Source organism: Pseudomonas sp. LBUM1653, assembly GCF_059716115.1.
In genome coordinates this window covers 5,372,135-5,397,472 of the sequence record NZ_CP166803.1, presented here as the reverse complement: position 1 = coordinate 5,397,472, position 25,338 = coordinate 5,372,135, and the positions used below count along the sequence as shown (strand labels likewise).

21 protein-coding genes and 1 pseudogene are annotated in these 25,338 nt (G+C 55.0%); 13 read left to right on the top strand and 9 right to left on the bottom strand.

The window, feature by feature from the left end; genetic code table 11:
• Positions 1-168: 168 nt before the first annotated feature.
• The 6 genes from ACA054_RS24215 to ACA054_RS24190 all read left to right on the top strand — a co-directional run bounded on the left by ACA054_RS24215 (position 169) and on the right by ACA054_RS24190 (position 10,371).
• Complete coding sequence (locus tag ACA054_RS24215; protein ID WP_497686513.1) at positions 169-978, top strand: Wadjet anti-phage system protein JetD domain-containing protein; 810 nt, start codon at positions 169-171, stop codon at positions 976-978.
• Positions 979-981: 3 nt separating this feature from the next.
• Positions 982-3,957 (top strand): AAA family ATPase, encoded by a 2,976-nt coding sequence (locus ACA054_RS24210; protein WP_497686512.1) that lies wholly within the window; start codon positions 982-984, stop codon positions 3,955-3,957.
• Positions 3,957-5,375: a hypothetical protein gene (locus tag ACA054_RS24205; protein ID WP_497686511.1), complete on the top strand. Its 1,419-nt coding sequence runs from the start codon at positions 3,957-3,959 to the stop codon at positions 5,373-5,375. The genes ACA054_RS24210 and ACA054_RS24205 overlap by 1 nt, the downstream gene beginning before the upstream one ends.
• Complete coding sequence (locus ACA054_RS24200; RefSeq protein WP_497686510.1) at positions 5,368-5,952, top strand: condensin complex protein MksE; 585 nt, start codon at positions 5,368-5,370, stop codon at positions 5,950-5,952. Before ACA054_RS24205 ends, ACA054_RS24200 begins: the two co-directional genes overlap by 8 nt.
• 341 nt (positions 5,953-6,293) lie before the next feature.
• Entirely contained in the window at positions 6,294-7,085 is a 792-nt protein-coding gene (locus ACA054_RS24195; protein ID WP_497686509.1) for a hypothetical protein, read from the top strand.
• The gene (locus ACA054_RS24190; RefSeq protein WP_497686508.1) at positions 7,078-10,371 is read left to right on the top strand and encodes a DEAD/DEAH box helicase; all 3,294 of its coding nucleotides are present in this window, start codon (positions 7,078-7,080) and stop codon (positions 10,369-10,371) included. Before ACA054_RS24195 ends, ACA054_RS24190 begins: the two co-directional genes overlap by 8 nt.
• Before the next feature lie 378 nt (positions 10,372-10,749).
• Here ACA054_RS24190 and ACA054_RS24185 read toward each other — a convergent pair whose 3' ends face one another.
• The 9 genes and pseudogenes from ACA054_RS24185 to ACA054_RS24145 all read right to left on the bottom strand — a co-directional run bounded on the left by ACA054_RS24185 (position 10,750) and on the right by ACA054_RS24145 (position 17,771).
• Positions 10,750-10,935 (bottom strand): hypothetical protein, encoded by a 186-nt coding sequence (locus ACA054_RS24185; protein WP_497686507.1) that lies wholly within the window; start codon positions 10,933-10,935, stop codon positions 10,750-10,752.
• Positions 10,936-11,053: 118 nt separating this feature from the next.
• Positions 11,054-11,551: a JAB domain-containing protein gene (locus tag ACA054_RS24180; RefSeq protein ID WP_497686506.1), complete on the bottom strand. Its 498-nt coding sequence runs from the start codon at positions 11,549-11,551 to the stop codon at positions 11,054-11,056.
• A 51-nt stretch (positions 11,552-11,602) separates the two neighbouring features.
• Positions 11,603-12,523, bottom strand: a complete 921-nt coding sequence (locus tag ACA054_RS24175; RefSeq protein ID WP_497686505.1) for a recombination directionality factor — start codon at positions 12,521-12,523, stop codon at positions 11,603-11,605.
• Between the two features lie 106 nt (positions 12,524-12,629).
• Positions 12,630-13,634 (bottom strand): YqaJ viral recombinase family nuclease, encoded by a 1,005-nt coding sequence (locus ACA054_RS24170; RefSeq protein ID WP_497686504.1) that lies wholly within the window; start codon positions 13,632-13,634, stop codon positions 12,630-12,632.
• Between the two features lie 77 nt (positions 13,635-13,711).
• Positions 13,712-14,680 (bottom strand): DUF932 domain-containing protein, encoded by a 969-nt coding sequence (locus tag ACA054_RS24165; RefSeq protein ID WP_497686503.1) that lies wholly within the window; start codon positions 14,678-14,680, stop codon positions 13,712-13,714.
• Positions 14,681-14,781: 101 nt separating this feature from the next.
• A complete protein-coding gene (locus ACA054_RS24160) occupies positions 14,782-15,111 on the bottom strand; it encodes a hypothetical protein (protein ID WP_497686502.1) in 330 nt (109 codons plus the stop codon).
• Positions 15,112-15,336: 225 nt separating this feature from the next.
• Positions 15,337-16,590 carry a TerD family protein gene (locus ACA054_RS24155; protein WP_497686501.1) on the bottom strand — a complete coding sequence of 418 codons (1,254 nt, stop codon included), beginning with the start codon at positions 16,588-16,590 and terminating at the stop codon, positions 15,337-15,339.
• A 254-nt stretch (positions 16,591-16,844) separates the two neighbouring features.
• A pseudogene (locus tag ACA054_RS24150) lies at positions 16,845-17,079 on the bottom strand (transposase); the annotation flags it as partial.
• Between the two features lie 152 nt (positions 17,080-17,231).
• Positions 17,232-17,771 (bottom strand): DUF1523 family protein, encoded by a 540-nt coding sequence (locus ACA054_RS24145; RefSeq protein ID WP_497686500.1) that lies wholly within the window; start codon positions 17,769-17,771, stop codon positions 17,232-17,234.
• Positions 17,772-18,422: 651 nt separating this feature from the next.
• Between ACA054_RS24145 and ACA054_RS24140 the strand changes: the two genes are divergently transcribed.
• From ACA054_RS24140 to ACA054_RS24110, 7 genes are all read left to right on the top strand, one after another.
• The gene (locus ACA054_RS24140; protein WP_497686499.1) at positions 18,423-19,421 is read left to right on the top strand and encodes an ATP-grasp domain-containing protein; all 999 of its coding nucleotides are present in this window, start codon (positions 18,423-18,425) and stop codon (positions 19,419-19,421) included.
• Between the two features lie 80 nt (positions 19,422-19,501).
• Positions 19,502-20,641 (top strand): trypsin-like peptidase domain-containing protein, encoded by a 1,140-nt coding sequence (locus ACA054_RS24135; RefSeq protein WP_497686498.1) that lies wholly within the window; start codon positions 19,502-19,504, stop codon positions 20,639-20,641.
• A gap of 72 nt (positions 20,642-20,713) precedes the next feature.
• On the top strand, positions 20,714-21,841 hold the full coding sequence (locus ACA054_RS24130; protein ID WP_497686497.1) for a phosphoribosyltransferase domain-containing protein: 1,128 nt from the start codon (positions 20,714-20,716) through the stop codon (positions 21,839-21,841).
• Positions 21,831-22,589, top strand: coding sequence for an HAD family hydrolase (locus tag ACA054_RS24125; RefSeq protein ID WP_497686496.1), 759 nt, complete (start codon positions 21,831-21,833; stop codon positions 22,587-22,589). Before ACA054_RS24130 ends, ACA054_RS24125 begins: the two co-directional genes overlap by 11 nt.
• Entirely contained in the window at positions 22,582-23,676 is a 1,095-nt protein-coding gene (locus ACA054_RS24120) for a cysteine protease StiP family protein (RefSeq protein ID WP_497686495.1), read from the top strand. Before ACA054_RS24125 ends, ACA054_RS24120 begins: the two co-directional genes overlap by 8 nt.
• A complete protein-coding gene (locus ACA054_RS24115) occupies positions 23,676-24,626 on the top strand; it encodes an HpcH/HpaI aldolase/citrate lyase family protein (protein WP_497686494.1) in 951 nt (316 codons plus the stop codon). Before ACA054_RS24120 ends, ACA054_RS24115 begins: the two co-directional genes overlap by 1 nt.
• Complete coding sequence (locus tag ACA054_RS24110) at positions 24,623-25,294, top strand: HAD family hydrolase (protein ID WP_497686493.1); 672 nt, start codon at positions 24,623-24,625, stop codon at positions 25,292-25,294. Before ACA054_RS24115 ends, ACA054_RS24110 begins: the two co-directional genes overlap by 4 nt.
• Positions 25,295-25,338 lie beyond the last annotated feature (44 nt).

Here is a 25,338-nt window from a genome sequence, read left to right as displayed (position 1 = left end):
AGGTCTCGCGTGTGTGGTTTGGCTGCTGAGCCCTAGGGGAGGACTGCTTTCTTCGGTGGGCAGTCGTCGAAAGCGCCAGCGGAAAATATGAAGACGCGATTTTGGTAGTCGACGATAGTGTGGTTATCGAAGGGCTTTGAGAGTGCTCATTTATACAAGGGAATTTAGTTGTCTTCTGTCATTTATAACTACCTCACCAAGATCCAGCACGGCCACCCCGTAAATCTTGACCCGCTTATCGCGAAGTTGGTGTCCGCTGGCGTGCTGCGAACTGAGATCAGCGCCATCATCTCAGGGGCCAAGCTGGGCAAGGCTAAGTACAACGTGACCGTGCTGGATCGCGATGCGTTCAATCAGTTGATTGTGCGATTCCAGCCATCCGAGGTCGGTGGCCGTGTCGGTGCGGCAGTAGATGGAAACAGCCATAGGGTCGCTGTATCCGAGTCTCTGCTGATGTTCCGCTCGGCCGCACAGCGACATCCGGTGGTGGCCGTCACTGAAGATGGACGATGGTTGCTGCCGCGCCCGCTGGGCTCCGTTGGGGTCATTGTCGAAAATCTGGAGAATTTCCTCCGCTTCGAGGAAACACTGCCCTTTATTGCCAATCTTCTATCTGGCGTTTCCGGAGAGATCGAGCTGGTGTTCGGTTCGGGTAATCAAGTGACCAATAAACTGAATGCCAGCCTCCTAAGCGAGTTTAGTCAGCTGTACTGCCTGTTCGACGTGGACATGGGCGGATTACGGATGTTCTCCACGTTAGTAGCTCTACTGCCGAACAACCCGCCGGTGTTCCTTGCCCCGCCTGATGTGCGAGAGCGCATAGGGCGGTCGAAGTCCCTGCTGACTGACCAGCAACGGCAAGAAATAATTAAGTACCAGCACTTGTCGCATGAAACGGATCAGTTGATCCGTTTCATGCGCGACAGCAGCAGAGTGCTTGAACAAGAAACTTACTTGGCGAAGGCTGGAAAGGAATAGCGCATGGTCATGGAATCGATGTTTTACGAAGCATTCAAGATTAAACAGGTTGTCCTGGTGAACAGCGGTGTCTATTGCAATACCCAGGTACGGATTGATCAGCACACCGCCCTGCTTGGGGATAACAACAAGGGCAAGACCTCGCTGCTTAACTCGTTGAAGCTGTTTCTCCTGCCCGAGGAAAATTTTCATGATTGTGAGCGCAAGTTCGCCTTCAAAAGCTCCAAGGGCCACTATTCAAAAGAGTCTACCTTCGGCTTCTACTTTCCCGAGAAAAACTCATTTATCGTGCTTGAGGCGGAAAACCCACACGGGCCGTTTTGCATTGTCCTGAATATGGGCACCAAGCTATACAGTTACGAACGCACTGGGGTACCGGTACCGTATTCAGAGATCGAGCATCTGTTCTGGGATCACGGCTCACCGGTCAATGACGGTATGGGAGCTCCGATTAAGGGGCTGTCGATCAGTAAGGTCGCAGAGGAGCTGAAGAGGCTCGGTGGTGTGGTGTTCAAGGATGTGGCGACTATTAAGGAGCGCATCTACAGGCACCAGCCAACCCGTCCGGATTTAGGTCGCTACTGCCTGCTGCCACTGAGGAATGGTGGAAAAGATAACCGTGAAATTGAAGCCTGGAAACGCTTGATTCATCTGGCCTTCGACATTGGGGCCAAAGACCGGCGCACTCTGCCGGATACCATTGCCACGATTATTGAAGGGCGCAAGGATCGTACCGAGGCAGAGCTGAACGTCAACTTCACTGAGATTTTGGCCCGCTATGCAAGCCTACGCGGAGTAAAGGATCGGCTTCAGAAAATTCGTAACGGCAAACCAAGCTGGGACCACTTCGATCAGCACTTCACTAATTTACAGGTCCAAAGCTCGGACCTGATGAACCTTCTCTGCGATGTAGAGCAAAACATCAACGATCAGCGTGCGGCCCACTTGGAGGTGCGCCAGGCACGCTATACAACGCACGACATCCTCAGTCGCGAGACTTCAAGCTTGCGGGAGAGTGCGAGCGCCAGTAACCGTAAGAGCAACGAGCTCACGGGTGAGATGCGTCAGCTCAAGAAGAACTACGAGAAGTCAAAAAAGGACTCCTTTGATCTTTCGTCTGCCATGCAGGGCTATGGCTCCAAGTCAGTCGAGGAGATTTTGGAGATCCTACAAGAAGTGATCGGTGAGGAGAAGGCCGACATCGAAGCACTCAAGGACAATGAACAGTTCCGCCGAGAATTTGAGCAACTGACGCGCGCAATTAACAACGACAATACGAAAGTTGAGCACCTTGAGGGGCTCATTGCTGGCATCAGGCCGACGTTGCTGGACCTTATCCCGGGATCCTCCGCGAACATCCTCTATTCACTGAATAAGCAGGCCTTTACTGGCGAATGCCCGCAGATTCGTGCGGTCGACAGTGAGACAATCAACCGCTTCACTGCGCTCTTTGATGAACTCAACGGGACGCTGACGTTCTTGGGCAAGGAGACGCCTGTTATAGCCAGCCAGTACGATGCCGGCAAGCTGCTTCAGGACCGCAAAGACGAGTTGGTGCGCATTAAGGAGCGACTGAGGCATCAAAAGAGACGTCAAGGTGAGCTATCGAAAAAGACCACTATGAGCGTGGAACAGATTGAAAACGCAATTGCCGGTAAGCAGCGCCAGCTCGAATCGAGCGAACGAAACGTTGCTCTGCTGAAGCGTTGTGAACACATTGAAGACGAATTTGCTCGGCTCAGGCAGGAACTCGAGGAGGTCACTGCACTATTAGGCATTCTTGAGGCGCAGTGCCTTGAGATCAACAATGAACTTTCGGATGCAGTCGGCCGCCTCGATATGGCCAAAGCTGCGCTGGATGAGGCTAAGCGGCATGAGCTCTCCCTAACCACCTGGGGTGGTAGAGTCAGTGAGACGCTCCATGCCCGCCTGGAATTCCTTAAGGGCGGTTACCGACAAGGTGAGCGAAGTGAGGTTGTGGTCACGCAGAAACTAATGGATAACATCGAAAGGCGGACCCAGGAGATCGCTAAGAGATTCAACGAGGCCAAGGAACTGGTATCGAATCTGCTAGATGCTGTGGCGCTGGATGAGGATGCCGACTTTTCCCATCGAAGCACGCTCAGCCTTGAAACGCTCGCCAGCCTCCATGAGAAATACATGTTGCTCTACGGCCGCCTAGATATGGAGGAGATCAACCACCGCCAACAGGTAATCGAGCATAACGACGATACCAGTATTCAAATGCAATCGATCAGGCATGCCCGCACTCTGATCAATGGTTTCATCAAAGAAATAGAAGGCCATTTGTCTACAATCCAAGTGTCGAACCTCAATGCGGTGGCCATCGACTGCAAGCTGCACCCGCAGTTCGATGAACTGTTGACCGCAGTGGACTCGGCAAACATGACTGGGAGCGATCTGCCTTCGCAACTAATGTACGACCGTCTTGGGAGTTTCTGTACACAGTTTTTCGAAGCCGATCAGCGACGCGGAGCCAGTCTGAATATGTCCCGCCTGATTGTCTCGGTCGACTACCGAGTTCGTCTGAAAGGGAGTCAGGAGTTCACCGTCGAGGCTCAATCGACGGGCACCTCAGTGATGATCAACTGCCGGCTGCTGGCCTTTTTACTCAAAGAATTGCTGCAAGCGGATACTAAGGTCAGCCTGCCATTGTTTATCGATGAACTGTCTACTCTCGACGACAAAAACCTGCGTTCGGCCTGTGACATTGCCGATGCCGATGGGTTCTACGTGTTTGGGGCAACGCCTAGCCTCACCTCTGGGATCAGCAAGGTCTTGGGTAACTACATGAACCTCGACTACTTCAACGCAACGGAGCAGGCGTATCACCCCAATCGTACGATTCTATACACCGGCCTCAGCGAATCATTGATTGCACTGGACCGTGGAGCTCATATCGAACAGGGGAAAGTCAAAGCAGCAGTGACCATGGATGAAGAAGTGCAGGGGGATTGATGTTCGTCAAAACTGATATTGCCCTCATTAAAATGATCGAGAACAAGTCGATCTTCCTGGATCTAATCGACCACATGGACAAGGTCGGTGAGGGTGACGAAGTCCGTACTGTCATGTACGAAAAGAAGTTGTGTGGACTGCTGGATAAGGTCGCACCTATGCCTAGCGCTAAGGTACGCGAGATGCCGGCCGAGCGGCGCAAGCTAGAAAGTGCACTTTCGGTCGAGAATCTTCAGCGGTCAGGCCTGGTCATTCAGATAGACAAGGCACGCGGCACGATGGTTTTTGCGCCATTCGTGATCGAGATGTTCCGCCACTTCGATGGCGCCCGCCTGCGCCACTTGAATAGTGCGGACTACGAACTGATTCGCGCCTCATTCAACCGTTTGTATGAGGTGTTCCAAAATCTGCCATCGATGAGTAGTGAGGATATTGGCTTTAAGGAGCAGGTCAGTGTTCTGCGCAAGGAAATTCGCGCAGGAGTCTCAAAGATGAAGGAGTGTGTTGATGCGCTTCAAGGTCGACTTACGCATCTCGGCGAGATCGTCGATAAGATGCGCGACGACGATATTGATGACGTGTCTAAGGCGAAGGAAGCCCTCGGGGAGATCCACAACATCTACTTACGCAACATCCTACCGTCCTTGCAGTTCCTTGGTGAGCACACCGACTTGAAGGGCAGTAGGCCTGCCCTAACCGCGCTGACCAATATAGGCGACTATCTTGGCCAGTATGGGCATGAGCGGCTTGCCAGTGCGGTTTACTACTCCGTCGAGTCTATCCGCTCCTACCGTCATGATATTTCGATAATCAGCAAATCGCTCATGCGCTATGTGCAGCAGAGTGAGATGCACCGCAAGGCCTATGACAGGATCGAGCAAGCCTGGAACCAGCTCTACGGGGAGGTTAAAGCCCTTCACGATGGCAGCCTAAAAGACAACGTCTTGCCCAGCAATCACCCTGTATTTTTCCGCTGGAATACCTTTTCTGGGCTCAGTGTGCGGAGATTCGACGGAAAGATTGAATGGCCAGATGAAAACCACCGCCTGATGCTGACCGAGCATCTCCGTACTACGCTGCCCAATATCAAGATCAGCACCGGGGATATTCATCAGGTCATAGGACAGACCAACGAAATAGGCTCACTTAGGCGCCAGCGTGATGCTCGACTATTGGCGATTGGCAAGCTCGTTGATGGCTGGGAGGCCAGGTCGACTTGCGATGCCTACATTGCTATGCACGAACACCTGAAAGGCCGACTGAATGGATATGAGTTGACTGACCTGCTCATGTCAATCGGTTGGCTGCGCAAGCGAGAAGGGCTGGTGTTGATCCCACGGTTTGAGCGTTGCGAACTCACTACCGAACGCGAAACCCTGCGCTATTACAAGCTGCAAGTGGAGACCGAACATGATTGAGCAAGAAAACATGGGACGGGTCGTTCAGACCAAGGTGATCAACCGAAAGATGTCGGTTGATATCTATGGACAGTTCATGAACGGCAAGATGGTCAACCGCAACGTTCCCGTTGACGGTGAGCTGAAGTCCAATCCGTTCTTCGAAGAGGTCATGAATAACCACGATCATTACCAGAGCCTCTATGACTTAATCGGCTACGAGTTGGTGATGCGCGATGGTTTTGCCTTTGTCCGCACCACTGACAGCAATGACGTCAGAGAGGAATTGGTTCGGACCATCCAGGGCGTACTGCTCGTGCTGTTTCGTGGAGTAATGGAGCTGGGTTTCACCATGGACGTGCTTCTCAAGGACTCCGCGGGCTTGTCGAACCTACATATTGAGGAGATTGGAAAAGCCCAAGATAAGATTGAGGTGCTAATGGCCTGTGGCATGAAGACAGGCACGTTGCTGGAGCATGTCAGGAAGCTGGAGTTACGCTCGATCGCTTACAGGAATGGGAAAGGAAGTTTAGTGCTGTCGGAATCGGGTGCTGCGTTTTTTAATGACCTTCTGAGTGCTGGTGATCTTGATGTTTAGGGGGCTGGTCGCAGACGGTGAGTGAGTGACTAGGTCTGTTATTTCGACTCTCTTGAAAAATAATAACTAAAGGGACGGGAGGCTCCGTGCTTTTATTTTTAGTGAGCTCCAACCGGTTTGTCGTCTTTGCCATAGCAAATCGGGTAGGGGATTGTCTGCTGTGGTGGAAGTGGTCAGTCAATGGGTGCTGTAAATGTTTCGGGAAGGACGTTACTGGGCAAGGTCTTCCGGTATGCTTTGAGACAATTGGCGGCCCTGAATTTATGGCAACGATATTCGTCTTCCCCGGCGCGCGCACTGAATGGGCCGCGACTTTTTAGCTCTGCTAATGGATATTTTTTATGCCGGTTCAACTGACGCCGATCGTGTACAAATCTCTCGTACATGGCTATACGTGGAAGGTATCGGACGAAAATCGCCTGGCTGAGCTCATCGCCCACGTGGCACTCGGCCAAGCGCGCCATGTGAGCAAGATTCTACTGAATATCGGTGCGGCCGCTCTTCCTACGTCGATGGATGAAGCATGGTCTGCGGCGGAGCAAATGCTCACCGTTCCCGTGGGAGCAGACCCCTGGCACCGGGACGGATGGATGTTTCAGGTCATGTCTTGGTTGTCTGCGCTTAAGGCGGGAACAGACTCGCTGATAAATACGCCGCAAATGATCTTCGCGCAGAAGGGTTTCGATGGAGTTCAACTTGACTTCGACCCAGCAGGTGCCATCAGTGCAGTGGTCATATTCGAAGACAAGGCAACCGATAACCCCCGTAAGACGATTCACGATGAGGTTTGGCCGGAGTTTGAGGAGTATGAAAGAGGAGGTGACGCCAACGTGTTGGTTGCAGAGGTTATTGGGCTACTGGAGAAGCGGCAAGGGATTGACGTGGATGACGTGGTGCGTCGGGTGATATGGAAAGACGCACGCCATTTCAGAGTCAGTATCACTGTGGGTGACAGTCACGCCACAGACGCAGGGCGTGGTCGTCTTTTTAAGGACTACGACAAAAAAATTCCTGGCGACGTCAAGCGCCGTCGTGGCGAGACTTTCTATGTCGATGACCTGCGAGCGTGGATGGACCGCATCGCCAGTAAGGGTTTGGCTCACATCGCCGCATTGAGAGCTGCACATGTTTGACTCCGATACGGTTTCCCTGATTTCGGGTGCTCCTGAACTTGAAGGACTGGACTTATCCGCCTTGCCCGAGCAACTGACAGATGCCTATGCGTCCGTCGTGACCGCCCGCGTACGCTTACGGGAACTCTCGGCCAATGCGCAGCGCCCTGAAGACATCGAAGCGATTATCACGCAGATGCGTAGAATCGCATTCGTAAATGAAGCCTTCGTTTCTGCGCTTCCGAATAGAGAGAATCGAGCATCTGCTGCGTTTGTTGCCGGCGCAGCTCATCACGCGTCGCTAATGGCCGCACGACTTGGGCGATCGGAAAAGCCGCAAACCCGAGTAACGCTCGACTCTGTCGCTCCGGAGATTTCCGCCACCTTGCTCTTCATGATTGCTGAAGCAACAGCTGACTCAGCTGAAATGGCGAAAGAAATTGTAGTGCCGACGGACAATCTAATAGAAGGCTGTCTCCTACAATCAATTATCAGCCTTTCAAAAGGTCAGTTGACGCACGTATCCGACATTAATTTACCAAGCGTCGATATACTTCAGTCTGGGGACTTAGGTGACCGGGGCGTCGCAGGACTTCTCTATTTACTTCTTCGCGGCATACGCCAGCTTGCTCGTGAACTACTTGGTGTCGAACGAGCTGATGATGCGGTTACGGGGTCCGTCGCCGTATTTAAAAGCATCAAGGATCTGTGCGTCGAGCGGTTAGAGGCGGGCGGACAGTTAACCGCTGCGTTCAGCGCATTCCCCGGCCCACATCACCTCTCGTCTCTACTGATGTCAGTAGCGGAAAACTTGACTCCATCGGCAATTGTAAACATCAAACCTCCAAGAGGAATTGATAATGCGCGGTGGTTTTCCATGATGCGGAAAATCGCCAAGCGTCGACCCTATTTATGGCGAAATCACCGGACGGCCATCGACTCAGGCTACCTCGAGACAGGGACATCCTCAGCGGTGAGTTTTCCAACTGGTGCAGGGAAATCGACGCTCTCGGAGTTAAAGATCGCGGCAATGCTGTTGCAAGGAAAGAAAGTCATTTTTCTGGCCCCCACCTTGGCTTTGGTCGAACAGACCTCTAGTGCGCTGAAGACGACATTCTCAGAAGCGACGGTTCAGCAAGAAAGAAGCGATGCCTTTACTTTTGATGACTTCCTCGGGGATCTGCCATCGGTCTCGGTAATGACGACCGAAAGATGCCTTGCGCTTCTTGGGCAAGAACCTGAGATATTTTCGGACGTTGGTTTGATGGTGTTCGATGAGTGTCATTTACTGCATGCTGGAGATATCGAAACGAGTCATCGAGCTGTGGATGCCATGCTCTGTGTTCTGAACTTTGTGATCATTGCACCTAAAGCTGATCTGCTTTTGCTGTCCGCAATGATGAAGAACACGAGCGAGATCGCGGATTGGATCGCTTCAATGACAGGGAGACCTTGCTTGGCGCTTGACCTGACGTGGAAGCCAACTCGCCAGGTTCGTGGATGCGTGGTCTATGAGGCCGACCACATCGACACACTGACAAGTAAGCTTGCTCAGGCCCGTGCCGTTGCGACTACAAAGGGGGTGCCAGCGGCGATAGCCCGTACACTGATCGCGCAGCCTTTGGGTCTCTTTTCGCTACAGCAGACCTGGCTCTCGACATCCAGGGCTCATTACACGCTACTCCCCTTGCTAGAGGATCCGCTCGTATTGGGAACCGGAAAAACGCCGAATGGTAGAACCTGGTATCTGACGCCCAACGGCAACAAGCTGGCAAGCGCATTTGCCGTGGCAACCGCGAGACAGAACCTAAAGACGCTGGTTTTCGTGCAGACGATTCCCTTAGCAAATGCGGCGGTGAAGGAGGTCAACAGTGGCGCGACCACCACGCTAATAGAGCTGACCGCCGCGGAAAGCGTATTACTTACTGAGGTAATTGAAGAGCTCGGAAATGTATTGCACTCATACGTTTCGACAGAAGGAGTCGGCTGTGTTAACTCCGCGAGTGTCTGCCATCACAGCCTCCTTCTTCCTGCCGAACGCCAGCTTCACGAGTCTCTGTTTCGGCGCCCAGATGGTGTTAACGTCATGGTGGCGACGTCGACTCTCGCCCAAGGGATGAATCTTCCAAGCGAGATTGTCATCATTGGCGGCGATAGCCGCTTCGATCGGGACGCGAATAAGGTTCAACGACTTGAAGCGCATGAGCTCTTAAACGCAGCAGGCAGGGCCGGTCGCGCCGGCGAGTCATCCTACGGTTTTGTGCTGGTCGTTCCGAGCAAAGTGGTTCACTTTCGTGACGGTAAAAATGAGATAAGTAAGCACTGGGCAGACCTGCAAACCATTTTCGCGCAGAGCGATCAGTGCGTTGCAATTGACGACCCTATGATGGCCCTTCTTGATCAACTGGCACTCCCGGGTGAGGGCCAGTCACCTTCGCTTAAATATCTCCTCAGCCGATTACCGTTCGGAGAGGACGGAGACAATGACACTGCAGCTAGAACTCTCCTTCAGAAGTCTTTTGCTGTATTCCGGAAGAGAAGAGAAAACGATCTCGTATGGATCGAGCATCGTGTACGCGCCGCGCTCGCCGCGCGAAAGGCCAACGAGTCTCCTACCAACTCGACCTGGGTTGACCGGCTTGCCGCTGTCACAGGGGGTTCGACCGATTTCATCGCGCACCTTGGCAATGCCGTAAGCGAGTTACAGCTTCCCAATACCGCGTCCATGGAGCAATGGCGAGACTGGTACTTAGAGTGGCTGAAGGCCGTGCCGCAATTCGTTCCCTACCTCATTCGCCCATCAACTCTGGATGCCGCGCTCGGTAAACCATACAAAGCTCTTAGCACTGACACCGAACGTGGGCTTTATATCCTCAGTTACGTGACGGATCCACTGAAGCGTTGGATGGCTGGCTCCACGCTCGTAGAGATCGAACTCGCGTTTGGTACAAAAACCACCAAACTCGGAAAATGCGACTTGGCGCGAAACTTTGTATTGCGACTCGTTCCTGAACTTGCATTCGCCTTCAGCCTGCCATTATTGGTGGTGCGCACGATCAAAAAAGGCACTGAACAAGAGCTGGCGCTTACCGGCCTAGGGCTCGCCACGTTAAGCAGCTGCGTCCGCGGAGGATTCGATCTCCCAGAGAAACTAGCCCTTCGACAAACGTTTACCACTCGCTTATCACGGGTTGCAGTACATAGAGAGTATGTGGGTTTGCATGCGTTTATCGCGTCCGCCAGCGGCGCGGAGGACCTTGGGATGGCCATCGAACGGGTTAGGATCGCTCTTTTGGCTTCGAGGTAACTCACCCTGTGGGACGAAGAGTAGTGTGATCGTCAGGGAGAAACACCGTGAGGTGTGGGATCAGGAAGGTGTGTTGGCCGGACGCCCACTCTTGAAGTCCCTGGATGGGCCAATAGTCCGGTTTTTACGCCGTTAACACTTTCATTGAGCTAGTTGCGCCGATGAGTTTATGATCCGTTTCAGGTTGAAGGTAAGTATATTCAAGTTCATATCGGCGCTTAGCTGCTTGGTGCCAAGCATAAGAAAAAAACAAGCTGATAGTGGACGCCCTTAAGTGTCCGTATATGGACTCCTTCTCACTGTTGACTGTGGTTCGCACTTTCAGTCGGGCACTTAAGATGCCGAAGTGAGGAGGAGTCCATCTCATTGCTTATGTCTCTAGCCTGGTGGTAGTGCAGTCCCTGCTTTTTTCAGCAACCACCAGAAAACCACACAGCTCAGAACCACCAAAATCAGTACCGGCAGGACGCGCAGCATCAAAACGCTTAACAGTACAGCTACTGCACACGCAGCCACGATGCCAATGAAAACGAACAACAAGAAGAAAAAGCGTATAGCACTCATGGTATTTTCTCCGTAAAGCACGCTGAAAAAAAGATTGCAGAGATGACTCATGCCGAAGGCAGCACCGACCAAGGTCAGGCGCAGCCCATCGGATAAGTGGAGAATGAAAAGGAAACTGCTACAGGTAGCCCCGTTCAGCCATCGATACGCAGCCTTCGCTGCCCACAACGATATGATCCAACGTCTGGGTGCCAATCATGTTGAGGGCGTTCTTGAGGGTCGTGGTCAGGGTGCGATCAGGTTGGCCGGGTTCGGGATCTCCAGAGGGATGGTTATGCACCAGAATTACGGCTGCAGCGTTGTACTCCAGGGCGATCTTGACTACTTCCCGTGGGTACACGCTGACCCCATCCAGGGTGCCTCGGAACAGCTCCCTGAACCCTGTAACCCGGTGTTTGCTGTCGAGCAGCAGCAGAGCAAAGACTTCGTACTCGTGGTATTGCAGCAGTGTTTGCAGGTGGCTGAAGACGTGCTTGGGCTCAGTCAAGGCCCGTCCTTTAGACAGACGACTCATCGCCAGTTGTTGCACCATCTGCAGGATGTCAGCTTCGGTGACGGGTGATTCCGTGACATAGGTACCGGTCGTTTCACCGGCTATGAGCTTGTGATATTTCATGCGGGTATTCCTGTACGAATGCGTGAGAACGGAGGGGGTTGAGAAGAGCGGTTACTGGACGGTGGGTTTGCTGTTGTGCCGCGTGACTTGCGACTCCAACTTTTGCGCGAGTGAGGATTTGGCAGGCGCTGCCCGTTGGCCTTCGGGCTCTACAGGGCAGCGCTGATTTTCAATGGAGGGGAAGAACTCTTCGACGATGGCACTGCTGTCCTCCTCGCTGTCTTCAAAGGCCCCATGGTTAAAACCCTGCCGGGCCGCGTGATCCAAGGCGCTCTGTTCAAAGCCCGCGGCTTGCCGGGTTTCCTCCAGTTGCTTAGCTTCCAGTAAGGCGTCTTCTAGGCTCAGGCCACTGCGTACCGTGATGTCGACGTAGAAGATCGGCGTGCCATGGCTTTGCCGAGTGGACTTGCCGCGCAGACGCAACTCCAGCGGCAGACACGCCAGTCGATTGCCGGAGATGGCTTGCAGGTAGTGCAAGCGTGCTGCCAGGGTGCGGATGCTGTTGTAACCCGTGGTGCGAAAGACAAAACTGCCCAGCGGATCGTCATCGCCAATTACCACGTTCAGCCGGCCGTAAGGCTTGCAGGCGTTGCCTTGGGCCAGTGAACAGCCATCCGGTGAAGGGCAGGGCAACGACTGGATGCCGTCCTTGGTCAAACGCTTGCAGGTCTCACCGTTGCCGACGCACAGCGGCCGGCCGGTGTTACGGTCGAACAGGCTGTAGTCAGCCCGAAAGTTGAGGTCAGGTTCGTTGAACAGTAAACGGATCGGAACGCTGCGTAGTTTGCCGTCCTGGCCGTTGCGCAGCTCCTCATTGAGTGGATGCAGCAGCCAGCCGTCGCGGCTCTGAACCTGCGAAGTAATGGTGAACTGATCATCTTTCTCCGGCAGACGTTTGCCGTTCTTTTCGACGACCTTGCCGATGGAAATTCGGCCCAAAATCGGGGGAGTGATGGATAAACCTTTGAGCATGGGAATTCTCCTGTGTCTGAAATAAAAACGCCACCGAGACCGTGCAAACGACCGGTGTGGCTTTGGAGAGAAAGGACGTGGGGATAAGAGAAGAGCGAACGAGCGTTCAGGCCAGCAGAAAACGTCGACTGCCGGTTTTGATGGTCGAGTAGCGCACTTGCAGATAGGGCTTTTCTTTCAGCAGACGGGGGATGTCCAGGGCCACGCTGTCTTTGGCTTTCTTCCACGTGATGCAGCCGGTTGCGAAGGCTGCCCGACTGGCATCGCCCATGGCCTGTTGCAACGTTTGCTTGAGCTGAGCTTCCTGCTTCTCCTGCAGAGCAATCGATTCGCGCACGCTCTGCAGTTCGGTAAAGGTCGTACAGAGCAGAGTGTCCTGGCTAAAGTCCAGGCTTTGCCCACTGTCCTGTGGATACAGACACCGCAAGGCCTGCTCCGCCGAGTCAGAGCCGTCGGCGGGCGGCGGGGTATCACTGACGACGTAATCCCAGAACAGCCGCTCCAGGTCGATCAGCCGAGCAATCAGTGACTCGTCGCGTTCGATGCGATGGATCTCCAGGTACTGACCACCGAGCAGTACCGCCACATCCGCCGCCTGTTTGCCGGTGACGGCGAGCTGGTGCATGACTTGCAACTGCACATACTCGGGCACGCCTTCTTTCCAGAGGCGTGCTCCATTTATGCCGGCAGTCTTGCATTCGAGGATTTGTACATCGTCTGCACCGATAACCTCGCGGTCGATATTGGCCAGCATCCAAGGCAGTTTAGGATCCGGATGCTGCAGTACCGCATTGATCCGACGAACCCGATTGCCGCTGCGCTTGTTGTAATGCCAGGCCACGATGGGCTCCAGAACATTGCCCCAGTAGGCTGGGCTTTCCTCATCCTGAGGATCTATTTTCGGTAACGTGGCATCCCGGCCAGTCTTTTCAAGCCACAACTCCAACTGCGATTTGTAGGGGTTGAGGCCAACCGCTGCGCCTGCGTCTGAGCTGCCGATACCTTGCTTACGCACGGCGAGCCAATCTTCACGAGGTAGTTCCTTAGTGCCGATCAGACGAAGGGCAGGACGGCTCTTGTAGGTGTTTTCATTTAGGGGGATCGCTTTCATATGGGGTTCCTGCAGACACAAAAAAGCCCGTTGAGCGCAGAGCTGAACGGGCGTTAGGGTTAAGGGACGGGGGCATGTCAGGCGACGAGTTGCAGGGCAGCATCCAACGCGCGCTGCTTGATTTGCGCCCCCTGACCGAACCAGGCGGAGTCCATGCGGTATTCGTTGCTGCGGGCTCTGCGCTCGTGGTCGACGTACTCGGTCACGGCGTTGAGCAGACCCCAGGCAGTGCCTTGCGCCGACTCAAGCGTTGCACCACGGCCGCGTCCCTCGTACAGGCTCTGTACCTTGCGTAGGGCGCGTTCGTTGGGAATGACTTCAGGAATGGGGCTGTTAGCAGGGGTGTCGCACAGCACGCTGAGGAAGAAGCTCATCGCTTCCGGCCACTGGACTTTGCGCTCGGCCAACATGCGCATGCGATACATGAATTCGTCCCATTGCGAGACGGCGACACCCAATTGCTTTTTGACGACCTGAGCGTCGAAGCGGGTGCTGTGCGGCACTTTGATGGATTGAGTGGTGCCATCCAGTGCAATGGTCAAGGTGTTGTTGCAGACCACACGAACGGTGGTCGGCGTGGCAGTGGTGGCGAGTGTGCCGTCGCAAGAGGTCGCCAGCAGCAAATAGCCGTTGACCTGATCGTTGCCCTTCAGCGCGGTGTTTTGGCCGGTTCGCGCTAATGCCCAGAACTTACGACCCCCCTTGAGCACTCCAGCGGTTTCCAGCTCATAGCCGGACACTTCAGTCAGGTCTCGATAGAACTCCATCACCTCACGCGGCTGAACAATTTGATAGCGGTTGGAAACCACTGACAGCGGCGCTTTGGTGTCAGAGCGGTAAAGCACCTTTTGCTCCGGGAACGAGTGAATGCTACCCAGATGGCCGATAGCGTCGGCTTTGAAGTGAACGGGGCTTTCCTGGATCTTCCAGTCCATACCCGCCTCACGCTGCCAGATTTCAATAGGTTGTTTTTGAGTCAGTTGACTGCCGAGGCCATGCCACGGGGTCGCGCCAACGTAAGCCATTTGTTCGATTTGATGAGCCATGATTACGATTCCTTAAGGTGCAAGAGGGTGCAAGCCGGCATAAATGCCACGCATCGCGTGGCACTGTCCGGATGTACTAAAAGAGAGGAGGGGAGGACGGTTTAAGCTGGTAGATTGAAACGATGTCCACAGATCAGGCAGAGATTGTGGGCGAGCACATGGCGGTCAAGTTTGTCGCCGAGTTGAGCGCCCAATGCACAGCCACCGGCACCACCTACAAGGCCGCCGAGAATGGCGCCAGAAACAGTTCCGAGAGTGATTCCGAGTGGGCCAGCGAGAGCGCCAACAGTGGCTCCTAACTGGCCACCTGCCAGCGCAGCACTGACGCCGCGTGCTGCACCGCCGACCGTGCCGATGGCAGCCGCAATTTTCATGGCCTGGTGGAGAGAGGCGATTTTGGGTGAGTTACAGCGAGGGCACTGCAATGACATGGTTCGAAGCTCCATGATGGGGATGTCATAGCAGTGATGTAGCGCTGTATTTTTTTTGAGTTGAATTTGAGCGACTTACTTGTCGATGAAACAGCGGCAGTCGGCCCAGAGTGTGTAAAAACGCAGGATGAGGTTTATATTTTCAGAATCAGGGCATTTTTTTATGCTTCGATGCCCTCACACGTCGAGGATCTCCTGGTCTCTGCCACGTGCCAGCAAAATGGCTCAGACGTATTGCTTTTTACCGCTTCTTACGAGTGGGTGCCCTTTGAAGACGTTTGGGCCGTCCATTGTGAGCTCAAGTTTTTCCCCCTTCCGAGTAAGCCAGGGGGTAGCCTCACTACCAGTCTTGGAGGTGGTTCCGGACGGGCTCAGTACAATGTGATCTTGGTCGATCTCAATTTGGCCGATCACGTAGGTGTAGATCATGCTGCTGAAGAACCCACCCTTGAACTCAAAAGCGCACTCAACTACCTGGTTACCGTATTCCATCCGCATCTTCGGTTTTAGGGATGCCACCGAGACGGCACCATTGGCTACCGCTGAGTAAACGCTGCAGACCAGTGCCACCTTTCCCCCCATAAGCTGAGAGATCGCTGGGTTGATTTCGACCGTTTCTACACCAGGCGCAGAAGCACTGGCACTCACAACGTCACCCGTATGGAAGACGAAGGGATCTGCATCAAATGCGCCACGCTTGTCTGGTGCCTGGATGATGGACATTCGACCATCAGGTCGAAGGATGCCGATCCGGAGATCGAGGTCGTCATTGTCACAGCCGTCACCGTTATCAACCCAGGTTGCGCTGACCCGGATCATTTTTGGCGCGGACGGCCCTTTTTCTAGGGACACCTTGTGGCTGGTGCCTGGCTTGTCCAGGGTAATAACGGACTTGGCGATGTTGACAGGCTTCGGGGCCGGTGTCGGTGAGACAGCCGGCACAGATGGTGCTTCATCCTCAACGTCGACGCCATAAAAACTACAGAGGCCTGCAAGGCCCGAGGCGAACCCCTGCCATACAGAACGAGCCTTTAGCTGGCCATTCCGAACGTACAACTCGAGCACGATGATGCCAGTCTCCTGAGAGAAGGGCTCAGGTGCCAGCTCCAGAACCTGGTCGCCGGCAATGACGTGAGATCGGAGATCCCGGACCGCGGCGAAACCGCTAGCGCAGCCGTCTTGAGTCAGGGTGATTGCGATCTTCGTAATATTGGATGGGAGGCGAGATGAATCGAAACTGATGCTGTGGCTAACTGTACCACCTTGAACTACAGGCGCTGCGAATGTGGCAGCGCCAGAAGAATGCTCCGGAGCGTTGAAGAAGACCATGCCGCTGTCATCCACCACATTGCCGGTTTCGGTGACTAGAAACGCAGTCAAATTTACGTCCAGGTTGTCTCCTGCGGCATGGGTGACCACCACCCTCCCTTGGGAAGTGGTGATTGTTGTGTTCTCGCCGGGTTTGAGTGACTGATTCAATTGAAGTCGCCTATTCCATGGGTTTTTGGCAGCACACTGCTCATGCACTGCGCTTTCGTTGAGTGAGTGCGAAGGCCACCAAAAGGGAAAGAATGCCTTTAAGGGCTGTACCGCATCGATGGAGTTTGACGGCCCGCCGAAGTGACAACCAATCGGCACTATGATTGAGCGTCGCGCTTTTCAGCAATTTCGTGAATCCACGCTCGACCCCGTTAGGCTTATCGAACTTGCCCGACTGAGTTTGAAATACATGAGCGTGCCCACAACCACATCAGCTCGACGTTGCGTTGGGGGTCGCCCTCCAGGGCCGGCGCCGGCTCGACTGAATTCGGTTGAGATAACCGTAGATGTAGACTTTTAACAGGGTCGCTGGATGATAAGCAGACCGGCTAGTATCTGCCGGTATGACGCCTTCAAACCTAGATTCGCCAGGTCGAGTTCGTCGACTACGCGCACCGGATTGGTATCGCTGACGCACCCCTTTGGCATCCTGGGTAGTGAGGTGCGCACCCTCGGCAGCCTTTGTTTTTGGCAAGGCCTTCTGGAGTTGGTCCAAGTCGGGATCTTTGGGGGCCACCGCCGACTGAGCTTGATACAGCTTGCCCCTGACTGCTTCGGTCTTTTGAGCCGGCCCTGGGTGATCAGCTCACCACAACTTCGCCACGGCGTTTCAGGTGACGCCGTACGATAATGGCGACAACTAGCACCAACAGTGTGGTCACACCGAAGAAAATTGTGTTGAACCACGGGAACGGCTGATCACGGCTGGTCGTTGCTTCGATGTGCGTAATGTTGGGGAAGACCGACAGGATCTGAATCCGCCAGCCGTAGTAGCGGATGAGCGCCAGCTGCTGAGCATCACGCGAATAGCCCTGGGCCTTCGCCTGCACATCGGCCGAGCCAAACTTGAAGTACCAAGGGAAGCTCCAGCCGGTATCCTCGTTGCGGTAGACAACGACCTTCTTCGTGTCTGGATCCTCGGTATTGATAAAGTAGACATCCCGGGTTGGGCCGTCCGCGGGGTTCTCGGCATTGATGACTCCGTCGTTGTCGACGCGCTTAACTTCGACGCCGGTGATCAGCACCACCTCGTGTTGAGGTAGCACATAGTAAAGCCCTAGTGCGGAAGCACCGACCACCAGGAAAAGCGCACCCAGTACCAACCCCTTTAACCACTTCATGTACACACTCCGTTTGTAATTAGCGGAATTCTGCCCCAATTCTGCCGATCAAGGGCAGGTGTTTGGTTCTGACTGGGCTAGATATCTGGCCATAGACATCCGTTGAAACGATTTTCCCTCCGGCAGGGCCGGGAGCACTCAGAAAACCCGACACGAATTGACTGAGTGTGGATGCATCAAATCGAACCAGGGGGAAATTGGTGGGTGTTGTTGCGTAGTCTATTGGCCTTCCGATTTGAGTTTGGGCCGCGGAATTCAGTCTGCGTTACTCGTGTCAGGGCTACTAAGAGTAGACAATTGATACAAGGTTTTTCTGGCCGTGTTGCCAAGGGGCAAACTGATATTATTGGCCAGAATAATTAGTCAAACGGACACCTGTGCACGGGGACGTGTCTGTTTTACCAGTTCATGAACACCCCAAGCCACTTCGCGAATCTGAGTTCGAGGATGGTTTCGGACGATTCAGCTTCTAGCTGTAGCGCCTAATCAACTGGGCGTCGCAGTTATCGTCACAAGCCGGCACCGGCGCCACGCATTGTCTTGAATTCACAGAACGGACCGTTATCGTCCCTTCCTTTCATTGAAGTCCAGCAACTGCTAACTCAGAGGAGGCCAGCTACTGCGGACGTGCAAATTTTATAGGAGCTCCACATGATCTGGTTACTCGAAGGGCAATCCAGTCAGCGCGACATTATCATTGGCGCACGCGAGGCGTTGCCGGCAGGTGTGAAGATTTTCGCGTCCCACCGTCAAGATCGCCCTGAAATCACGGGGCTTGCCGACGTCGGCCTCATGGAGCCGAAGGACAACCAGGAACGCATCGAATGGGTGATTCAAACCGCTCAGGCGAACAACATCAAGTTAATACTGGCCGGGCGCGAGGGCAGTGTCTTTGAACTTGCTCGGCCGCGGTTCGAAGCAGCGGGCCTGGTCCTTGTTACCGGTGGACTATCGATTGATACCTTCAACATGGTCGATGACAAGAGTCTGTTTACAGCTGAGGCAGAGCGAGCAGGCTTGGACTGTATACCTGCAATCACTGTGACTAGCGCGAAGGAACTGAAAAAGGCCTATGAAGCCCTTTCGGCGCTGGGAGAGGTTTGCATCAAGCCTGCAGTTGGAATCTATGGCCAGGGCTTCTGGCGGTTCAACGAAGACGCCGATCCTTTCCGTTGCTTTGCCAACCCAGATGCGCGTGAAGTGAACTTTGAGACCTACCTGCAGGCTTACTGCGCGGGCACCACCCGACCATCGATGCTCGTAATGCCATACATGGCCGGTAGCGAATGCTCGGTTGACATGGTTTGTGAGGCTGGTCGTCCGGTGGCCTTTGTCGGTCGGCGCAAAGAAGGCCTACATCAGACATTTGAGCGTGACGGCGCAGCGGTGGAGCTTGCACTTGTGGCCGCACAGCACTTCAACTGTGACGGTATCGTCAATGTTCAGACGCGCGATGACGTCAGCGGCAAGCCTTACCTTCTAGAAATCAATCCTCGCTACTCGGGCGGGGTCGGTTACACCCGTGCTACAGGAACAAACCTGCCAGGTATCTTTGCCACTCGCCGGCTGGGGCTAAAGGAACCGGCGACCGTCTGGCGCCCGGATGTCCGTGTGAAGGCCATTACCGTTGCAATTCCAATATTGTCTTGATATTAAATCGATATCAATAATTTGCTACTATGTAGCCCTGCTGCGTTTGTAGCGGTGAGCAGCCAAGAAGAGGTCAGGGAATGATGGTGCTAGCGCCTGGCGCAAACACCGCCGTATCGGGAACACGGAGTGAATGGACTCTGGTATGCGGCAACTCTTCTGCTTTTGGGGAGTACGCGGCGGTTGCGATATTGCCGGTAGATGAGACACGCCGCCCGAAAGGCGATCCGGCTTTGTTCCAAACGACACGCGAATGGATGGAGTGGAGCGGGACTCAGGAAAAGATTGGATGCACCCTGAGCCTGTCTGAGCTCCCGGGTGGTAGTGAACGGGTGCTTTTAGTCGTCTACACCTATTCCGCAGCCGGTCCGGTCAGTGAACTACGGACTCTTCGTTTACAGGTGGATGGCCAGATCGAATACAGCCTTGACCTTCGCGGCAACGGAGAGTCTGCGATCATCATCGGCGAGTACTACAACCGTAATCAGCAATGGAAGTTCCGTGCTTTGGCTGAAGGCTCTGCCTATGGCCTGGCGGCGATGGGCCGGCGGATAGGACTCAATATTGATGATGCGCATCCCAAGGGCCGCCCAAATCTCTCGGAGTCTGGTCGGGCTGGTAGCGGGGCTACCGGTACCGGCTTCGCTGTTTCCAAAAACCATATCTTGACCTGCGCCCATGTAGTCGAAGACATGCAGGAGATTCACATCTCCTCGTTCGAGGGGCGGTATCGTGCCGAGCCCGTTATGGTCGACCGCCGCAATGACATTGCCCTGCTCAGGGTGCTGGACTCTCCGACACTCAAGGCGGTGTCATTCCAAGATGGGTCCGGCTGTGACCTTGGCGCACCTGTGGTTGCATTGGGCTTCCCGCTCTCTGGCCTCGCTGGCGGAGGTGTCCACGTCACTCAGGGCGGTGTGTCGGCTTTGTTTGGTCTGCACAACGATTCAAGCCTGCTGCAATTTACTGCCCCCATTCAACCTGGGTCGAGCGGTAGCCCGCTTTTTGATTCCTCTGGTGCCGTGGTCGGGATGGTGACCTCGACTTGCCCCGATACCCAGAATATGAACTTCGCGGTTAAGGGCGCACTTGTCCTGTCTTTCCTGGATGCCTGTCGTGTTGAGGCAATCACAACGCCTATCGGCCGGACTTTCACCACTGCTGAAATGGCTCGTGAAGCCCAGCCTTCTCTGTGGCGAATCGAGGCCAGAAATCCGTAACCCCATTTTGACTTGAAACCCACGGAAGAGGCGTCAGGTTATCGACCTCCCGCCAACCTAGGAATGTTGTTCATGGTACGTAACGCAGCTACTAAAATGCTTAGCGCGCAACTGATGCGCGGACGACTCGACGTAAACGTCGATGATTCTGTAATCGCCCCCGACGCACTGTTCGGATTTGCTGAGCGCCGTAACCCGAAGCGTGCGTTCCTGTTCGTGTCCAAAGTATTGGGACGTCACATCCCCGTACGACCGTCGGTGATGAACGCAAGCTTTGAAAACCTGGCTGCGGAAATTCCTGCTGACTTACCAGGCCCTGTCCTCGTTATTGGCATGGCCGAGACGGCAGTTGGCCTCGGGGCCGGTGTTCATCGCGCCTTCAGCGCCACCCGCCCTGATACCGTCTATATGGTCAGTACGCGCCATCCGACGGGCACCGAACTGTTCGCTCGATTCGAAGAGGAGCACAGTCACGCCAGTGCGCACCTGATCCACTTGCCCGTTGATCCCGATGTTCGGGAAATGATGTTGAACACCCGTTCGCTGGTTCTGGTCGACGACGAAGCATCCACCGGTAAGACCTTCATCAATCTGCATCGCGCTCTGGTCGATGCCGGCCTGACCAAGGTCGAGCGTGTCGTAACCTGTGTTCTGACCGATTGGTCCGGCGGCGCCGTCCGCAACACTATTGGCGCATCCGCACATCAGGTTTCCCTGTTGCAGGGCTCATACCGCTTCATCGAAGATACCGACGCCCCCTTACCGGAAATGCCGTCCGTAGGAACTATCGCCGCTGGCGAGTGGCCGCTGTCGCCGCGAAACGACTGGGGCCGTCTCGGTGTTCGCAATGTCGAGGACACCCTGGCACCCGAGCTGCAGGTCAACGCCGGTGAGCGAATCCTTGTGGTTGGCACCAGTGAGTTCGTCTGGCGTCCATTCCTCCTCGCTGAGCGGCTGGAGCGTGCCGGCGCCGACGTGCATTTCAGCTCCACGAGCCGCTCTCCCATCGCGCTTGGCCATGCCATCGAGCACGCACTGTCGTTTTCGGACAACTATGGTCTCGGTATCCCCAACTTCCTCTACAACGTTAGCCCCAGTCAGTTTGACCGTGTGCTGATCTGTTCGGAGACCCCGGCCCAGGCTGTCCCCGCTGAATTGGTTGCAGCCCTGAACGCGGAGGTAATCGTCGATGAGCATTAATCGCCCCCTGGTGTTGATCGATCTCGATGACACGCTGTTTCAAACCGCTCGCAAGATGCCAGAAGGTGCGCCACGCCACCCAGCGACCCTCGATGTGGAGGGGCAACCGAACGGCTACATGAGCACCGTTCAGAAGTCTTTTGCCGAATGGTTGCTGGCGACCGCCGACGTTGTGCCGGTCACTGCTCGCAGCGTCGAAGCCTATAGTCGCGTGAAACTGCCCTTTAGCCTTGGGGCCATATGCTCACACGGCGGAGTGATTCTTGGCCCAGATGGCAAGCTCGATCAGGACTGGCAAACGCACATGCGTAAAATTCTCGACGGCTTCCAGAATCGGCTACCGGCCCTGAGCGAAGCAACGCTCGCAATCGGCAAGGAGCTTGGCATCTCGCTGCGCGGGTGGGTTGTCGAAGAGGAAGGTTTGCGCAACTACGTGGTGACCAAACACAACGAATCTAATGACGATGTGCTGAACACGGTACTGGCTGAAGTCCAAGCCCGGGGGCTGTTGGATGGTATGCACATCCACGGCAACAGCAACAATCTGGCGTTCCTGCCGGCTGGTTTGTCGAAGCGCGTGGCTGTACTGGAATGGCTGCGCCGTGATCGCGAGGTCAATGGCGAACGTCCGGTGCTGGGCTTTGGCGACAGCATCACCGACCTGGGCTTCATGGATGAGTGCCATATGTGGGCCACCCCGGCGCGTAGCCAACTGGCCAAGCTCGTAGGGCGCGTAATCCATGGTTAATCCTATTTGCGACTTCAAAACCGTGGGAAGCGGTAGCTATGCACCTGACGACGTTCACTTCCTGCTCCAGCCAGTGCGGATGGAAGTAACGGATGTCGAAGAGAAAGAGCGACTGATTCAAACGAAACAGAAGCACTACTCCGAGATGATCAGTCTGGAGAACGCTCCGACTGCCGTTCACAAGGCGCTATACGAGCGGGCACTTGCGCAGAATGGCACGCGCATGGCTACGGACGTTCAGTCCCTGGCTCTGGCGTTAAATGACGCCTACGCCGGCGCTTCCATTGTGTTGGTTTCCTTCGTCCGTGCAGGTCTCCCGATTGGTGTACTGCTGCGCCGCTCTCTCATCGAAATGGGCCGAAACACCTACCATTATGGGATCAGCATCGTCCGGGACCGCGGGATCGACACCGTTGCGCTGGAAGCGATCATTCAGGAACATGGTGCCGAGAACATCGTGTTTGTCGACGGCTGGACCGGCAAAGGTGCGATCTCTGGTGAGATCAAGCGAAGCCTGAGCGGCGACTCGCGCTTCCCAATAGAGCCACGGTTAGTGGTGCTGGCCGACCCTTGCGGCCGGGCTTGGCTGTCGGCTTCGGCAGAGGACTGGGTCATTCCGTCCGGCATTTTAGGGGCCACTGTTTCCGGCCTCGTATCGCGCTCTATCTGGCCTGTCGATGGCGGACTGCATGGTTGCGTGGTCTACGACCACCTGCATGAACACGATGTGACCCGTGATTTCATCGAGCAGATTGAGACGAAGCGCCAGGCATTAGGGCCGGTAGCCCAAGCATCGCCGTGGGCAGACAGTCAAAGACTGAAACTCCAGGGAGCGGCCTCAGATGTGGTCGAGTCGTTGGCCACACGTTTTGACATCACGAATTTGAACCGGGTGAAACCGGGGATCGCCGAGGCCACGCGTGCTGTACTGCGCCGCGTACCTGACCAGGTCCTGGTCCGGGACCGCAGTGATAGTGACGTTCAGCTGCTACTGCACCTCACTGAGGGGGCGGGCGTTACCGTGGAGGAGGTCGGTTCCGATCTGGGGCCTTACAGGGCGGTGACTATCATTCGGAGCTTGAGCTGATGAAGAGATGTTCTCCATACGCCCTTGGGGCCACGCTCTATATGCCGGCCACGCGAGTGGATCTGCTTGACGTCGTTTTTTGCATGAAGCTGCCAGAGCTTCGTTCGTTGGTGGTTTGCCTGGAAGACGCAGTGGCGGACATTGATGTCGACACTGCGCTGTGCAATCTGCATAGCCTGCTGACGGCGATTCACCAGCGTGGAGGCCGTCCGGCTGATGGTCCACTGTTGTTCGTCCGTCCCCGAGATTCGGAAATGGCGGCCGTACTGAATGAATGGCCGCTTATGCGGCATGTTGATGGGTTCGTCGTCCCAAAACTGACGCTTCGTAACTTGGTCGCATGGGAGCAGGCGGTAACCAACCCTGACTTGTTCCTCATGCCGACGCTGGAAACTCACGACGTATTCAATCCGGGGGCGATGGTCGAATTGGGCCAGGCGCTCAAGGCAAATCTGGACCAGCGAATCATTGCCCTGCGCATTGGCGGGAACGATTTGATGGGGTGCCTAGGCCTTCGGCGCAACCCGACCACGACGCTGTACCAGACTCCGATGAGCTTCGTCATACCGATGTTGGCCGGGATTATGGGCTCGCAGGGCTTCGCCCTGACCGCCCCTGTATTTGAGCAGCTGGCTACACCGGACTTGCTAAAAGAAGAGCTGGAGCTGGATATCGCGCATGGCCTGGTAGGCAAGACAGCGATTCATCCAAGCCAGATCAGCATCATCCAGGACACGCTGCGCGTTAGCATCGAAGACCTGAACAGCGCGAAGTTAATCGTGAGTGACGTTGCCCCAGCCGTTTTCAGGCACAACGATGTGATGTGTGAGCCCGCGACCCATTACAGGTGGGCAGTCAAGATCCTCGAACGTGCACAGTGGCACGGCGTTAAGCAAGCAGAAGTGGGCAGCGGTGAGCCGCCGATCCGCCTGGCCGAGGCAGCTCGATGACACAGGAATCGCTCGTGGCTGATGTACAAGGAAAGCAGGTACTGGCGGTTTTTGACTTCGACGGCACGCTGACCCGGCATGACAGCTTTGTCTTATTCCTTAAGTTTGCCTTCGGAACGCGAGAGTTTAGTCGGCGCATTCTGATGCTCGCGCTACCCGGCATTCGTTTCCTCGCACGGCGGATCAACCGGGACCAACTCAAAGCACACTTGATCAGCACGTTTCTGACTAACGTCGAAGCGAAATGGGTGCAACAGCAGGCAGAAATATTTTGTACGGTGTTTTGGACCCGACTGATGCGCCCTTCAGGTTTACTATCCCTCGCCGCCGAGGTGAAGGCCGGTGCAGTGGTAACTCTGTGCTCTGCATCTCCCTCCTTGGTGCTTCAGCCTTTCGCTGATCGCCTGGGCGTCAAGCTGATCGGCACTGAGCTCGAGGTTGTCGATGGTTTGCTGACTGGGCGCATCACCGGTAACAACTGTAGGTGCGAAAACAAGGTGCTCAGGCTTGAGGCTGTCTATGGACCGCTGGGTCAATACCAGCTCAAAGCATGGGGTGACACCCGTGGCGACCATGAATTGTTGGCCGCGGCGCAACAAGCCCACTGGCGACATTTTCATCCTGCGTGGCGTCGTGGGCGCCCGTATGGAACCAAAATCGGCAACTAAGGTGTGAGCGATGTTGCGCTCACCCACCCGCGAATATCGGTCAA